The organism is Pseudomonas sp. LSJ-87 (assembly GCF_032971465.1).
In the GTDB taxonomy this organism is placed as follows: Bacteria; Pseudomonadota; Gammaproteobacteria; order Pseudomonadales; family Pseudomonadaceae; genus Aquipseudomonas; species Aquipseudomonas putida_Z.
This window is the reverse complement of record NZ_JAWJYQ010000006.1, coordinates 62,259-77,342: the sequence shown is the minus strand read 5'-3', so window position 1 is coordinate 77,342 and position 15,084 is coordinate 62,259. Positions and strand designations below refer to the sequence as shown.

Sequence of the window (15,084 nt, the reverse complement as noted above, 5' to 3'; positions counted from 1 at the left end):
AGCCGGGGCCACATCGTGGCCCTTCGCGGGCATGCCCGCTCCCACAGGGAGCTGCACTATTCCTGTGGGAGCGGGCGTGCCCGCGAAGGGGGCGCAATGCGGCCCCAATACCTGCAACTACTCTCTATCAGTCATTGACACTCACAACCCGCCCCGCCTTCTCGGCAGCCTTGCCCCGGGTCGCCAGGCAGTAATACAGCGGCACCGTCACCAGCAGGCCGAACAGCCACGACAGGTCAGCCCCTTCGACGATATTGGAATACGGCCCCACATACAGCGACGTATTGGCAAACGGCAACTGCACCAGGATGCCGCAGGCATAGGCAATGATCGCGTGGTGGTTGAAGCGGCCATAGATGCCGCCGTCGGCACTGAAGATCGAGGCGATGTCGTACTGCCCCTTCTTGATCAGGTAGAAGTCGATCAGGTTGATCGACGCCCACGGCACCAGCACCAGCAGCAGTGCCAGGATCAGGCCGATGAACTGGCCGATGAAGTCCGCCGAGGCATTCAGCGCGACCATGCCGCAGCCCACCAGAATCACCGCAGCCAGCACCACCCGCACCTTGATGCTCGGCGTCCACTCGGCGATGAAGGTCTGGATCGCGGTCACGATCGACAGCACCGCGCCATACAGATTGAGGGCGTTGTGGCTGATGATGTTGAGCAGGAACAGCACCATCAGGATCGGGCCCAGCCAGCCGGTGGCCTGCTTGACCGCGTCCATCGCATCGGTGCCTTCCGGCACGCACAGCACCGCCACCGCACCAAAGCTGAAGCACAGGATGGTGCCCAGGGTAGCGCCGAAGTAGGTGGCCCAGAACGGCTTGGCAATGCCCACTTCACGCGGCAGGTAGCGCGAGTAGTCGGAGGTATACGGCGAGAAGCTGATCTGCCAGATGGTGCCCAGCGACACGGTGGCGATGAAGCCCGACAGGTTGAACGCGCCACGGCTGAAGAAGTCGGCCGGCAGTTCCTGGGCGAACATCATGATGAAACCGGCCAGCAACGCCGAACCCATCACCCAGGTACCGATGCGGTTGAGGATGTGGATGAAGCGGTAACCGATCACGCCAATGGCGGTGGCACTCAGCGCCCCGATCACGATCGCGCCCGGCATCGGCACGCTCGGGGTGATGCCGTGGATGGTCTTGCCCGCCAGGACGATGTTGGAAATGAAAAAACCGACATAGATCAGCGCGGTGAAGAACACGATCAGCAAGGCGCCGTAGCGGCCGAACTGGCCACGGCTCTGCACCATTTGCGGAATGCCCAGCTGCGGTCCCTGCGCAGAAGCAAGGGCAATGACCACGCCCCCGACCAGATGGCCCAGCACGATGGCGACCAGGCCCCACAACAGGTTCAGGTGGAACACCTGGACCACCATGGCGCCGGTGACGATGGGCAGTGGCGCGATGTTGGTACTGAACCAGAGGGTGAACAGGTCGCGCGCCTTCCCGTGGCGCTCGGCAGGTGGAACGTAATCGACCGTGTGATTCTCGACAAACTGGTGTTGCGACGACGGTTGGGACATAGGATTCAGCTCGAAAGGTCGTTTTTATCTTTGTAAGGAAACCGCATCTAGGCGGCCTCTCAGCTGCGGACCATATTATGGTATTCCAAACTTTTGACAACACTGATCCGTAGGAAAAAACGCCCACTGATCCGCTCGCGCAACCCCTGCGGCAAACCGCCTCACCGCTCAAACCCACGGTATTCGCGGGCTTGAGCCGTTCATCGCGCAATACCCTCGCTTGAAAATTCCGCTTGCAAAATAGGTATTACGGTATACCATCAGACACATCAACGATAAAAACCGCGGACCACCGCAGCCCTATAGAGGTACACCAGATGATCGACGCAACCGTCTACAAGCATGTCCTGGGCTCCTTCCCGTCCGGCGTTACCGTCATCACCACCCTGGACGACGATGGCTCGGTCGTCGGCCTGACCGCCAGCGCCTTCTCCTCCCTGTCGATGGACCCGCCGCTGGTGCTGTTCTGCCCCAACTACACCTCCGACTCCTACCCCGTGCTGATCAGGCAGAAGCGCTTCGCCATTCATCTGTTGTCCGGTGAACAGCAGGCCGAGGCCTATGCCTTCGCCAAGAAGGGCAAGGACAAGGCCAGTGGCATCGAGTGGTCCCTGAGCGAACTGGGCAACCCGATCCTGGCCGGTGCCACCGCGGTCATCGAATGCGAACTGTGGCGCGAATACGAAGGTGGCGACCACGCCATCATGGTCGGCAAGGTGCACAACCTGATCGTCCCTGAAGAGGCGCCACGGCCGATGGTGTACTGCCGCGGCAAGATGGCCAGCCTGCCGGCCTTTGCCTGAAGCCTATTCTGAATCGAGACCGCTGGCGCCAACCCTGCCAGGCGCCAGCCCCTTTCAAGCGTTGAGGAAAGCCCCATGAAATTTTCGTTGTTCGTGCACATGGAACGTTGGGATGAACAGGTCAGCCACCGCCAGCTGTTCGAAGACCTGACCGAACTGACCCTGATGGCCGAGAACGGCGGTTTCAGCACCGTGTGGATCGGCGAACACCACGCCATGGAATACACCATTTCGCCAAGCCCGATGCCGCTGCTGGCCTACCTGGCTGCGCGCACCGACAAGATCCGCCTGGGCGCCGGCACCATCATCGCGCCGTTCTGGAACCCGATCCGCGTGGCGGGCGAATGCGCCCTGCTCGACGTGATCAGCAATGGCCGCATGGAAGTGGGCCTGGCGCGTGGCGCCTACCAGTTCGAATTCGACCGCATGGCAGGCGGCATGCCGGCCACCGACGGCGGCAAGGCCCTGCGCGAAATGGTGCCGGTGGTGCGCAAGCTGTGGGAAGGCGACTACGCCCATGACGGCGAAGTCTACAAGTTCCCCACCTCCACCAGCGTGCCGAAGCCGTTCAACGCCACCCCACCGATGTGGATCGCCGCCCGCGACCCGGACTCGCACAACTTCGCCGTGGCCAATGGCTGCAACGTCATGGTCACCCCGCTGATGAAGGGTGACGAGGAAGTGCTGGACCTGAAGAACAAGTTCCAGGCTGCCCTGGACAACAACCCGGGCGTGCCGCGCCCGCAACTGATGGTGCTGCGCCACACCCACGTGCACAGCCCGGCCGAGCCGGAAGGCTGGAAGGTCGGCGCCAAGGCCATCTCGCGCTTCTACCGCACCTTCGATGCCTGGTTCGGCAACAAGACCACCCCGGTCAACGGCTTCCTCGAGCCGAGCCCGGAATCGAAGTTTGCCGAAGTGCCGGCGTTCGAGCTGGAGAACATCCGCAAGAACACCATGATCGGCACGCCGGAAGAGATCATCGCGCGTATCAAGTACTACCAGGAACTCGGCGTCGACGAGTTCAGCTTCTGGTGCGACAACAGCCTGCCCCACGCCGAGAAGAAGAAATCGCTGGAGCTGTTCATCAAGGAAGTGGTGCCGGCGTTCGCCTGATTTCCCATTACCTGAAACATTGCGGGACGCGCCCGCTCCCGTGGGCCCTGTGGCCCGCGTGAGCGGGCTTTTTTTTGAAGCCTGCACCGGCCTCTTCGCGGGCTTGCCCGCTCCCACAGGGACAGCACAGGCCATGAATGCCGTGCGATCCCTGTGGGAGCGGGCGAGCCCGCGAAAAGGCAGCACAGAAACCACAGGAATCAAGGCATCAGGCCACCTTTCGTCCCCTCGCAAGAGAAATTTCCAGCCACCTCTTGCGCAACAAATATTATGGTATACCATCAGACAACAAGAGCTGATAACCCTCACCAGGAGCCACCCATGAGTTTCGAAATCCGCAAGATCGTCACCTACTCCGAAGAGACCCGCATCGAAGGCGGCAAGGCCACCGACAAGCCGGTGACCATGGTCGGCCTGGCCGTCGTGATCAAGAACCCATGGGCCGGTCGCGGTTTCGTTGAAGATCTGAAGCCGGAAATCCGTGCCAACTGCTCGGACCTGGGTGCCCTGATGGTCGAGCGCCTGACTGCAGCCATCGGCGGCGCCGACAAGATCGAAGCCTACGGCAAGGCCGCAGTCGTCGGTGCCGACGGCGAAATCGAACACGCCTCGGCGGTGATCCACACCCTGCGCTTCGGCAACCACTACCGCGAAGCGGTACAGGCCAAGAGCTACCTGAGCTTCACCAACAAGCGCGGCGGCCCGGGCACCTCTATCCAGATCCCGATGATGCAGAAGGACGACGAAGGCCTGCGCTCGCACTACATCACCCTGGAAATGCAGATCGAAGATGCCCCGCGCGCCGATGAAATCGTCGTGGTCCTGGGCGCCTCCGACGGCGGCCGCCTGCACCCGCGCATCGGCAACCGCTACATCGACCTGGAAGAACTGGCTGCCGAAAAAGCCAACGCTCAATAACAACAACCAAGACGGGCCGGGGCGTGGCGTGCTTACCCGCCGCGCCCGACCTTCAAGGAGCGCCCTCCATGATTCAGCCTGTCGCTGAACGCACACCCGCCGGCACCAGCTACCTGTCCGTCGGCCAGGGCCAACCCGTGGTACTGATCCACGGCGTGGGCCTGAACAAGGAAATGTGGGGCGGTCAGTTCGTTGGCCTGGCCAACGACTACCGCGTCATCGCCTACGACATGCTCGGCCACGGCCAGAGCGCACTGCCGGCAGCCGACATCGGCCTGGAAGGCTATGCCGCCCAGCTCGCCGAACTGCTCGACCACCTGCAGATCGCGCAAGCCACCGTGATCGGCTTCTCCATGGGCGGCCTGGTCGCCCGGGCGTTCGCCCTCGGCTACCCGCAGCGCCTGGCCGCACTGGTAGTGCTCAACAGCGTGTTCAACCGCACCCCCGAGCAGAGTGCCGGCGTTATCGCCCGCGCCGCCCAGGCTGCGCAGCTGGGCCCCGACGCCAACGTCGACGCCGCGCTCGACCGCTGGTTCAGCCGTGAATACAAGGCTGCCAACCCGGCGCAGGTCGCCGCCATTCGCCAGGTGCTGGCGAGCAACGACCCGCAGGGCTACCACACCACTTATTCGCTGTTCGCCACCCAGGACATGTACCGCGCCGCCGACCTGGCCAGTATCCAGGTGCCGACGCTGATCGCCACCGGCGAACTCGACTCGGGCTCCACCCCGGCCATGACCCGCCAGCTCGCCGCCAGCATTCCTGGCGCGCACAGCGTGGTCCTCGCCGAGCAACGGCATATGATGCCGGTGGAAGCACCGCGTGAAGTCAACAAGATGCTGCTGGACTTCCTCGCGCAAGCCCGCACCCTCACCGAATCCGCCAAGGGGATTGTTGCATGACCCTCGTTCGTTTCCAGATGTGCATCGACGGCCAATGGCGCGATGCCCAGAGCGGCAAGACCTTCGACAGCCTCAACCCGGCCACCGCCCAGGCCTGGGCGCAACTGCCCGACGCCGACGAGGCCGATGTGGAGCTGGCCGTGCAGGCCGCCCAGCGTGCCTTCGACAGCAAGGAGTGGCGCAGCATCACCGCCACCGCGCGCGGCAAGCTGCTGCGTCGCCTGGGTGACCTGATTGCCGAAAACAAGGAACACCTGGCCCAGCTGGAAAGCCGTGACAACGGCAAGCTGATCCGCGAAACCCGCGGCCAGGTCGGCTACCTGCCGGAGTTCTTCCACTACACCGCAGGCCTTGCCGACAAGCTTGAAGGCGGCACCCTGCCGCTGGACAAGCCCGACCTGTTCGCCTACACCGTGCATGAGCCGATCGGCGTGGTGGCCGGGATCATCCCGTGGAACAGCCCGCTGTACCTCACCGCAATCAAGCTGGCCCCGGCCCTTGCCGCCGGCAACACCATCGTGCTCAAGCCGTCCGAGCACGCCTCGGCGACCATCCTCGAGCTGGCCCGCCTGGCCCTCGAGGCCGGCTTCCCGGCGGGTGTGGTCAACGTGGTCACCGGCTACGGCCCCAGCACTGGCGCGGCGCTGACCCGCCACCCGCTGGTGCGCAAGATCGCCTTCACCGGCGGCGCCGCCACCGCCCGCCACGTGGTGCGCAGCAGCGCCGAGAACTTCGCCAAGCTGTCGCTGGAGCTGGGCGGCAAGTCGCCGAACATCATCTTCGCCGACGCCGACCTGGACAGCGCCATCAACGGCGCCGTGGCCGGCATCTATGCCGCCTCCGGGCAAAGCTGCGTGGCCGGCTCGCGCCTGCTGGTGCAGGACGAGATCTTCGACGAGTTCGTCGAACGCCTGATCGCTCGCGCCAAGCGCATCCGCATCGGCAACCCGCAGGACGATGCCAGCGAAATGGGCCCCATGGCCACCGCGCAACAGCTGGCCGTTGTCGAAGGCCTGGTGGCCGCGGCCAAGGCCGAAGGCGCCAAGCTGCACATGGGCGGCAAGCGTGCCGAAGTCGAGGGTGACGGCTGGTTCTACGAGCCGACCCTGTTCGAGTGCGACAGCAACTCGATGACCATCATGCAGGAAGAGGTGTTCGGCCCGGTTGCCGCGGTAATCCGCTTCAAGACCGAGGAAGAGGCCCTGGCCATCGCCAACGACTCGCAGTTCGGCCTGGCCGCCGGCATCTGGACCCGCGACCTGGGCCGTGCCCACCGCCTGGCCCGCGACGTGCGTTCGGGGATCATCTGGGTCAACACCTACCGTGCCGTGTCGGCCATGGCGCCGATCGGCGGGTTCAAGAACAGCGGCTACGGCCGTGAGAGCGGCATCGATTCGGTGCTGGCCTATACCGAGCTGAAGACCGTGTGGATCAACCTGTCCACCGCGCCGATGCCCGACCCGTTTGTGATGCGCTAAGAGGTAGCACAAGATGATCGAACCAGGCATCTACAAAGACGTGATGGGCTCCTTCCCGTCCGGCGTCACGGTGGTCACCACCCTCGACGCCGACGGTGGCATCGTCGGCATCACCGCCAGCGCGTTCAGCGCGCTGTCGATCGACCCGGCGCTGGTGCTGTTCTGCCCCAACTACGCCTCCGACACCTACCCCATCCTGCGTGACAGCAAGCAGTTCGCGATTCACCTGCTGTCCGCCGACCAGACCGCCGAGGCCTATGCCTTCGCCGGCAAGGGCAAGGACAAGGCCAAAGGCATCGACTGGCACCTGAGCGAGCTGGGCAACCCGCTGCTGGCCAAGGCCACGGCGATCATCGAGTGCGAACTGTGGCGCGAGTACGACGGCGGTGACCACGCGATCATCGTCGGCGCGGTGAAGAACCTGGTGCTGCCGGCCGAGCCGGTGACCCCGATGGTCTACCACAAGGGCAAGCTGGGCGCCCTGCCGCCCCTGGGCTGACCTTGAGATCGCCGGGGCTGCCGTGCAGCCCATCGCCGGCAAGCCAGCTCCCACAGGGATTCCACAGGCCTGTGGCCCTGCGCTGTATCTGTGGGAGCTGGCTTGCCGGCGATGGGCCGCACAGCGGCCCCTGTTTCACCCTTTTTTTAGGGGCCGCGTTATCGTCTCACCCTCGGTTGCGTCCCCTGTTTTATTCCGGAGTACTGCACATGAGCAATGAAAAGTACGAAAAAGGCCTGCAGATCCGCACCCAGGTGCTGGGCGAGGACTACGTCAACCGCTCGATCCAGAACGCCGACGACTTCACCAAGCCGTTGCAGGAGCTGGTCACCGAATACTGCTGGGGCCACGTCTGGGGCCGCGAAGGCTTGTCGCTCAAAGAGCGCAGCATGATAAACTTGGCCATGATTTCCGCGCTCAACCGGCCCCACGAGCTCAAGCTGCACATTCGCGGCGCCTTGCGTAATGGCCTGAGCCGTGAACAGATTCGCGAGATCCTGCTCCAGGTCGGCATTTATTGCGGCGTGCCCGCGGCGGTGGACAGTTTCCGCCTGGCCCGCGAAGCGTTCGCTGAAGCCGATGCGGAGTCAACCCGTTAACACCGGGCTGTTCGAACCCACGCAAGGAGCACCCAAGGTTCGTGGTGCTGTTGCGGTTGCGGCCGGGCAGCCTCTTTAAGAGCGCACTTGATGAAACGCCAGCCACTCGACGACAGCTTCAAGGTCAACCGCAACCCCGTTACCCTGCGCGAAATCGTGCTCGACAAGCTGCGCGCCGCGATCATGAATTTCCACCTGCTGCCAGGCGACCGCCTGGTCGAGCGCGACCTCTGCGACCGTCTCGGCGTCAGCCGCACCTCGGTGCGTGAAGCCCTGCGCCACCTGGAGTCCGAAGGCCTGGTGGAATTCGCCGACGCCAAGGGCCCGCGCGTGGCCATCATCACCCTGGAAGACGCCCGCGACATCTACGAGCTGCGCTGCGTGCTCGAAGGCCTGATCGTGCAGCTGTTCACCCTCAACGCCAAGGCCAAGGACATCCGCGCCCTGGAACGCGCGCTGGAGGTCAACCGCGAAGCCCTCGAGGAAGGCGAACTGCAACAGGTGCTGGACTCGGTACAAGGCTTCTACGATGTGCTGCTGGAAGGCTCCGGCAACCAGGTGGCGGCCCAGCAGCTGCGCCAGTTGCAGGCGCGCATCAGCTACCTGCGCGCCACCTCGGTGTCGCAGGAGAACCGCCGCGGCGCCAGCAACCGCGAAATGGAAAAGATCGTCGAGGCGATCAAGAGCGGCGACCCGCTGGTTGCCCATCAGGCCTCGGTCGACCACGTCCGCGCCGCCGCCAAGGTGGCCCTGGACTACCTGCGCCAGAAGCAGGATGACAACGTCAAGGTGCGCGAGATGGTCGAGCCCCTGGCCTTGAAGGACCCACGCATTTAAGCCACCCACAGGCCAGCGATCATGCCCAACGCCCCGCGCTACTGCCCGCACTGCACCACGGAACTGGCCCGGGGCGTTCCCACAGGCGACACCCACGAACGCCTGCACTGCACCGGCTGCGGCTACATCCACTACATCAACCCGAAGATCATCGCCGGCTGCATCATCGAGCGTGATGGCAAGTACCTGCTGTGCCAGCGCGCCATCCCGCCGCGCCCCGGCACCTGGACCTTGCCGGCCGGGTTCATGGAGGCCGGCGAAACCACCGAGCAGGCGGCCCTGCGCGAGGTCTGGGAAGAAAGCGGCGTACGTGCCGAAATCGTCTCGCCGTACTCGATCTTCAGCGTCCCGAGGATCAGCGAGGTCTACATCATCTTCCGCGCCATCGCCATCGAGGAAACCGGGCAGTACGGGGCGGAAACGCTGGCGTACAGGTTCTTCGAGCCGGACGAGATCCCGTGGGACGAAATCTACTACCCGGCAATCCGGCAGATTCTCGAGCGCTATATCCTCGAGCGGCAGGCCGGGGTTTATGGCATCTACATGGGCAATGACGACACTGGCAAGGTGCACTTCATTCGCTAGCCTGGGCCGGCCCTATCGCCGGCAAGCCAGCTCCCACCTGGACCGCATCGACTTCATGTCATGTGCAGTCCTGTGGGAGCTGGCTTGCCGGCGATAGGGCCGGTACAGCCACCAAAAATTCTCGCCAAACGTCTATTCTGGATGCACCCTTAAGGCCTTACGCAAAAGGACCAGCAGAGCACATGGCAAAATGGCTAGACGGCGGCGGGCTGATGGCCGAGCGCATCCGCAACCACGATTGGGCCGCCACCACACTGGGCCCGCTGCAGCACTGGCCCGACTCGCTGAAAACCAGCCTGGCCCTGTGCCTGGCCTCGCGCTTCCCACAAGCTGTGCTCTGGGGCCCTGACCTGCTCACCCTGCACAACGACGCCTTCTCGCAGATACTCGGGCAAAAGCCCTCGGCATTGGGCATCCCCTTCCGCGCCGTGTGGCAGGAAGCCTGGGCCGACATCGGCCACATGGCCAACCGCGCCCTGGCCGGCGAGGCGGTGTACATCGAAGACTTCCCGCTCGTCATCGACCGCAACGGCGGCCCCGAACGGGCCTATTTCACCTTCTGCTACAGCCCCATCCGCGACCACGACGGCAAGGTGCTGGGCATGCTCGATACAGTCACCGAAACCACCGCCAGCGTGCTCGCCAACCAGCGCCTGAAATTCCTCGACGACCTGGGCCGTGCCGTGGCCGACGCCACCGACCCGGACCAGATCCTTGCCACTACCACGCGCATGCTGGTCGAACACCTGCAACTGTCGAGTTGCGCCTATGCGGTGATGGAGCCCGACGAAGACGGTTTCACCATCTGCGGTGACGCCGTGGCGCCCGGCTCGCCGCATCTGTTGGGCCGCTATCGCTTGCAGGATTTCGGCAAGCTGGCGCTCGACCGCCTGCGCAGTGGCCTGCCGTTGGTCATCCAGGACAACCTGAGCGAGCTGTCCCCCGAGGAAGCTGCCACCTTCCAGGCCATCGGCATTACCGCGACCATTTGCATGCCCCTGATCAAAGGCGGCCGGCTGACCGCGCTGATGGCCATCCACGACAAGGCGCCACGGGAGTGGACCCTCTATGAACAGGCGCTGATCAGCGAAGTCACCGAGCGCTCCTGGGCGCATGTCCAGCGGGTGCAGGCCCACACCGAAGTGCGCGAGGCCATGGCGGCACTGGAGGCGCTGAATGCCACGCTCGAACAGCGCGTCGACGAACGCACCACCCAGCTGCTGCATACCGAAGCCGTGCTGCGCCAGGCCCAGAAGCTCGAAGCCATCGGCCAGCTGACCGGCGGCGTGGCCCATGACTTCAACAACCTGCTGACCATCATTCGCTCGTCGCTGCATTTTCTGCAGCGCCCCAACCTCGATGCACAGCGCCGCGAGCGCTACCTCAAGACCATGTCCGACACCGTCGACCGCGGTACCAGGCTGACCGGCCAGTTGCTGGCCTTCGCCCGCCGCCAGGCCCTGAGCCCGCAAGTGTTCGAGGCCGGGCCCCGGCTGGAGGCCATGGCCGACATGCTCGACACGGCCACCGGTGCGCGGATCCAGGTCGAGCTGCAGTTACCGCAGGCGCCTTGCCATATCCGCGCCGACCTCAACCAGCTGGAAACCGCGGTAATCAACCTGATGCTCAACGGCCGCGATGCCATGGCCGGCGAAGGCACCTTGCAGCTGCGCCTGCAGGCCGACCAGCGCCTGCCCGCCCTGCGCGGCCAGGCGCCACAGCCGGGCCAGTTCGCGGCGATTTCGGTGAGCGACAGTGGTGTCGGCATTGCCGCCGAACTGCTGGAGCGCATCTTCGACCCGTTCTTCACCACCAAGGCACCGGGTGAAGGCACAGGGCTCGGGCTGTCGCAGGTGTTCGGTTTTGCCAAGCAGTCCGGGGGCGATGTGCAGGTGAACAGTGTCCCGGGCCAGGGCACCACCTTTACCTTGTACCTGCCCCAGGAGCCGCCGCCTGAGGCCTAGCGGTCAACGCCGCCCTTCGGCCAGCATGCGCACGGCCAGGCCCGCCAGCACCGTACCCATCAGCCAGCGCTGAACCTGCTGCCACAGCGGGCGACCGGCGAGGAATACGGCGATGGACCCTGCCATGATCGCGATCAGTGCATTGACCGAAACGCTGATGGCGATCTGCGTCGACCCCAGCACCAGCGACTGCAGCAGCACGCTGCCATGCCCCGGCTCGATGAACTGCGGCATCAACGACAGGTACATGACGGCGATCTTGGGGTTTAGCAGGCTGGTGGCAAAGCCCATGGTGAACAGCCGCCGCGGGCTGTCGGCAGGCAGGTCGCGAACCTGGAACGGCGAACGGCCACCAGGGCGCAGCGCCTGCCAGGCCAGGTACAACAGGTACAGCGCGCCACCGATGCGCAGCGCGTCGTAGGCAAAAGGCACGGCCATCACCAGGGCGGTGATGCCCAGCGCGGCGCAGAACATGTAGATGACGAAGCCCAGGGCCACACCACCCAGCGAAATCAGCCCGGCCTTGCGGCCCTGGCAGATCGAGCGGGAGATCAGGTAGATCATGTTCGGCCCCGGGGTCAGGACCATGCCGAGGCAGATCAGGGCGAAGGTGAGCAGTTGCGTGGTTTCGGGCATGGGGCACGTCCTGGTTGTGCGTTGAAGTGCTGCGAGTTTATCCGAGGCTTTGTCTATCGTCTGTACTGGCCTCATCGCCGGCAAGCCAGCTCCCACAAGTACCCCGCATGGCTCAGGCCCGGCATTGAACCGGTGGGAGCTGGCTTGCCAGCGATGAGGCCAGTGAATTCAACTTATTTGACCCGCTATCAAGCCCAGGGCCACCGTGATCATCGCCACCCCCGACACCCGGCCAACCAGCTTCGCCGCCCCTGGCCGGGTGCTCAGCACGGCTTTGGCGCCATAACCGACCAGCGAGTAGATCACCAGCGAGCTGCACAGGTGCACCAGGCCCAGCAGCAAGATCTGCAACGGCACCGGCCAGCTCGACTGCGGGTCGGTGAACTGCGGCAACAGCGCCAGGAACAGCAGGAACACTTTTGGGTTCAGGCCACTGACGCAAAACCCTTTCAATGCCCAGCGGGACCCCGACTCCCCCGCACCATCCTGCCCGGCCGCCGGCAATGCCGGGCTCAGCAGCAGGTTGCCACCCAGCCACAGCAGGTAGGTGCACCCCGCCAGGGTCAACAAGGTCAGCGCCAGCGGGTGCCCGGCCAGCAGGCTGCCGACCCCGGCCGCCACCACCAGGGTCGCAAGGAAATGCCCCGACAACATCCCCGCCACTGCGGGCATCACCCAGCGCCCGCGCATGCCGGCCGAAATGGCGTAGGCCCAGTCCGCGCCCGGGGTAATCACGAACAGCATCGACACGGCCCAGAACGCCGTCAGAACACTGAGAGCCACTTGAATCTTCCTTTTTCCACTGCTTTGGGATGACGAAAGATTACGGATTCCGCCGAGGGATTTTCTTCCGTATATTCCCCAATAGCCCTCAATAACTGGAAGATCCTTCTCGATGGACAGGACTGATCGAAAAATCCTTGCCGAACTGCAAAAAGACGGTCGGCTATCGGTGACCGAGTTGGCAGACCGTGTGGGGCTCAGCCTGTCGCCCTGCCATCGGCGCTTGAAGGCGCTGGAGGAATCAGGGGCGATTCTTGGCTATCACGCCCGCCTGGCGCCGAGCGCCCTGGGGCTGAACTTTGCCGCGCTGGTGTTCGTGACCCTGCGCGAAGTCACTCGCCAGCCGGTAGCGGACTTTGAAGCGGCGCTGGCCGAAATCCCGCAGATCGTCGAGGCGCAGCGGCTGTTTGGCGACCCGGATTACCTGCTGCATGTGGTGGCCAAGGATTTGCCGGCGTTCCAGAAGCTGTATGACGAGCAGCTGACCAGCATTCCCAATGTGAAGCGGTTGAGTTCGACCCTGGTGATGAAAGAGGTGATACAGGATCGGTTGTTGCCGATGTAGCGTTGTTGCCTGTGCCGGCCCTTTCGCGGGTAAACCCGCTCCCACCTCGACCGCATTGATTTCAAGCCATGCGCAGTACCTGTGGGAGCGGGTTCACCCGCGAAAGGGCCGGCACAGGCGATCTTTTATCTGCCCTGCAAACGCGCACGGCGCCCCACCAAAGCACACCGCTTCTAGCCTCCACAAGGCCCAACCCCCTCTAGCCCAAGCCCTCCCGCCCCCTGGCACCCTCCTTGCTACCGTCCCCCGCTTAACCTTTTGTCAGCCTTAGGTTTTTTAAGGTTTATGGGCACATATTTACTAATTTCTCGTTATCCCCGCGCCCCGCATCATCGCTCCAACAAGAACGCGTCGCCCTTCGCCGGCACGCCCCCGGGCAGCTCCCGATGCCCTACCTTGCCTTGGAGTCAGTCATGACCAGTGCAGCCAATTCGGCACCCCTCATAGAAAAACACACGATCGGCTACGTGCCCCCGCAAGACCGCCATGGAAAGGTAAGGGATCTGTTCACACTGTGGTTCGGCGGCAACATCGCGCCGCTGCCCATCGTCACAGGCGCGCTGGGCGTGCAACTGTTCCACCTGAACCTGGTATGGGGCATCGTCGCCATCCTGGTCGGCCACCTGGTCGGTGGCGTACTGATGGCGCTGCACTCGGCCCAGGGCCCGCAGATGGGCATCCCGCAGATGATCCAGAGCCGCGCCCAGTTCGGCTCGCTCGGCGCGCTGCTGGTGGTGGTGATCGCCGGGGTCATGTACATCGGCTTCTTCGCCTCCAACATCGTCCTCGCCGGCAAGTCGCTGCACGGCGTGGTCGATGCCGTGCCGGTACCGGTGGGCATCGTCATCGGTGCGCTGGGCTCGGGCATCATCGGCATCATCGGCTACCGCTTCATCCACGTGCTCAACCGCATCGGCACCTGGGTGCTGGGTATCGGCATCGTGGTCGGCTTCGGCTACATCTTCAGCCACGTGCAGAGCGACGACTTCCTCACCCGCGGCGGCTTCAACCTGGCCGGCTGGCTGGCTACCGTGTCGCTGGCGGCATTGTGGCAGATCGCCTTTGCACCCTATGTGTCGGACTACTCGCGCTACCTGCCGGCGGACGTGAAGGTCAGCTCGACGTTCTGGACTACCTACCTGGGCTCGGCCCTGGGTTCGAGCCTGTCGTTCATCTTCGGCGCCGTGGCGGTGCTGGCGATCCCGGCCGGCATGGACACCATGGACGCGGTCAAGCTGGCCACCGGTACCCTCGGCCCGATCATGCTGGTGCTGTTCCTGCTCAGCGTGATCAGCCACAACGCCCTCAACCTGTATGGCGCAGTGCTGTCGATCATCACCCTGGTGCAAACCTTCGCCCACCGCTGGATCCCCACCGCCAAGAGCCGCGCCGTGCTGTCGCTGGTAGTGCTGACGGCCTGCTGCGTGGTGGCAGTGTTCGCCTCGGCGGACTTCATCGGCCACTTCGTCGACATGGTGCTGGTGCTGCTGGTGGTGCTGGTGCCGTGGACAGCGATCAACCTGATCGACTTCTATGCCATCCACAAGGGTGACTACGATATCCAGTCGATCTTCCAGGTCGATGGCGGCATCTACGGGCGCTACAACCCGCAGGCGCTGATCGCCTATGCCGTGGGCATCGTGGTGCAGATCCCGTTCATGAACACGCCACTGTATGTCGGGCCGATTTCCGAGCATATCAACGGAGCGGACCTGTCGTGGCTGGTGGGGCTGGCAGTTACTTCGCCGCTGTACTGGTGGCTGGCCAGCCGTGACAGCGCCTACCGTCGCCGGCAGATGAGTGCCAAGGTGGCCATGGGGCACTGATTCAAACAGTGCCGGCCTCTTCGCGGGCTTGCCCGCTCC

The 15,084-nt window shown here is 64.2% G+C and carries 15 protein-coding genes; 12 read left to right on the top strand and 3 right to left on the bottom strand.

Translation table 11 applies throughout. The annotated features are described in order from the left end of the window. Nucleotides 1–127: 127 nt before the first annotated feature. Nucleotides 128–1,534 carry a purine-cytosine permease family protein gene (locus RYH74_RS06815; RefSeq protein WP_025338792.1) on the bottom strand — a complete coding sequence of 469 codons (1,407 nt, stop codon included), beginning with the start codon at nt 1,532–1,534 and terminating at the stop codon, nt 128–130. Nucleotides 1,535–1,851: 317 nt separating this feature from the next. Here RYH74_RS06815 and RYH74_RS06810 point away from each other — a divergent pair, with 317 nt between their 5' ends. From RYH74_RS06810 to RYH74_RS06765, 10 genes are all read left to right on the top strand, one after another. Next, the gene (locus RYH74_RS06810) at nt 1,852–2,337 is read left to right on the top strand and encodes a flavin reductase family protein (RefSeq protein WP_003259250.1); all 486 of its coding nucleotides are present in this window, start codon (nt 1,852–1,854) and stop codon (nt 2,335–2,337) included. Nucleotides 2,338–2,412: 75 nt separating this feature from the next. Further along, nucleotides 2,413–3,453 (top strand): LLM class flavin-dependent oxidoreductase, encoded by a 1,041-nt coding sequence (locus RYH74_RS06805; RefSeq protein ID WP_286101731.1) that lies wholly within the window; start codon nt 2,413–2,415, stop codon nt 3,451–3,453. Between the two features lie 321 nt (nt 3,454–3,774). Beyond that, the gene (locus RYH74_RS06800) at nt 3,775–4,371 is read left to right on the top strand and encodes an amino acid synthesis family protein (RefSeq protein ID WP_003258678.1); all 597 of its coding nucleotides are present in this window, start codon (nt 3,775–3,777) and stop codon (nt 4,369–4,371) included. Nucleotides 4,372–4,439: 68 nt separating this feature from the next. Next, on the top strand, nt 4,440–5,273 hold the full coding sequence (locus tag RYH74_RS06795) for an alpha/beta fold hydrolase (RefSeq protein ID WP_025338790.1): 834 nt from the start codon (nt 4,440–4,442) through the stop codon (nt 5,271–5,273). Further along, on the top strand, nt 5,270–6,751 hold the full coding sequence (locus RYH74_RS06790) for an aldehyde dehydrogenase (protein WP_015270730.1): 1,482 nt from the start codon (nt 5,270–5,272) through the stop codon (nt 6,749–6,751). The genes RYH74_RS06795 and RYH74_RS06790 overlap by 4 nt, the downstream gene beginning before the upstream one ends. Nucleotides 6,752–6,764: 13 nt before the next feature. Next, a complete protein-coding gene (locus RYH74_RS06785; protein WP_003258675.1) occupies nt 6,765–7,250 on the top strand; it encodes a flavin reductase family protein in 486 nt (161 codons plus the stop codon). A gap of 209 nt (nt 7,251–7,459) precedes the next feature. After that, the gene (locus tag RYH74_RS06780) at nt 7,460–7,849 is read left to right on the top strand and encodes a carboxymuconolactone decarboxylase family protein (RefSeq protein WP_008100863.1); all 390 of its coding nucleotides are present in this window, start codon (nt 7,460–7,462) and stop codon (nt 7,847–7,849) included. A 90-nt stretch (nt 7,850–7,939) separates the two neighbouring features. Further along, the gene (locus tag RYH74_RS06775; RefSeq protein WP_013973031.1) at nt 7,940–8,686 is read left to right on the top strand and encodes a GntR family transcriptional regulator; all 747 of its coding nucleotides are present in this window, start codon (nt 7,940–7,942) and stop codon (nt 8,684–8,686) included. 21 nt (nt 8,687–8,707) lie between these two features. Next, a complete protein-coding gene (locus tag RYH74_RS06770; protein WP_317409139.1) occupies nt 8,708–9,271 on the top strand; it encodes an NUDIX hydrolase in 564 nt (187 codons plus the stop codon). Nucleotides 9,272–9,453: 182 nt separating this feature from the next. Next, a complete protein-coding gene (locus tag RYH74_RS06765; protein ID WP_317409138.1) occupies nt 9,454–11,235 on the top strand; it encodes an ATP-binding protein in 1,782 nt (593 codons plus the stop codon). 3 nt (nt 11,236–11,238) lie between these two features. Here the strand turns inward: RYH74_RS06765 and RYH74_RS06760 are convergent, their stop codons facing one another. Then, entirely contained in the window at nt 11,239–11,871 is a 633-nt protein-coding gene (locus tag RYH74_RS06760; RefSeq protein WP_023660833.1) for a LysE family translocator, read from the bottom strand. A gap of 168 nt (nt 11,872–12,039) precedes the next feature. Further along, nucleotides 12,040–12,654 (bottom strand): LysE family translocator, encoded by a 615-nt coding sequence (locus RYH74_RS06755; protein ID WP_075044960.1) that lies wholly within the window; start codon nt 12,652–12,654, stop codon nt 12,040–12,042. 112 nt (nt 12,655–12,766) lie between these two features. Between RYH74_RS06755 and RYH74_RS06750 the strand changes: the two genes are divergently transcribed. Both RYH74_RS06750 and RYH74_RS06745 read left to right on the top strand, forming a co-directional pair. Further along, complete coding sequence (locus RYH74_RS06750) at nt 12,767–13,219, top strand: Lrp/AsnC family transcriptional regulator (RefSeq protein ID WP_015270735.1); 453 nt, start codon at nt 12,767–12,769, stop codon at nt 13,217–13,219. Between the two features lie 413 nt (nt 13,220–13,632). Continuing rightward, entirely contained in the window at nt 13,633–15,045 is a 1,413-nt protein-coding gene (locus tag RYH74_RS06745; protein WP_025338785.1) for a purine-cytosine permease family protein, read from the top strand. The last annotated feature ends 39 nt before the right edge of the window (nt 15,046–15,084 follow it).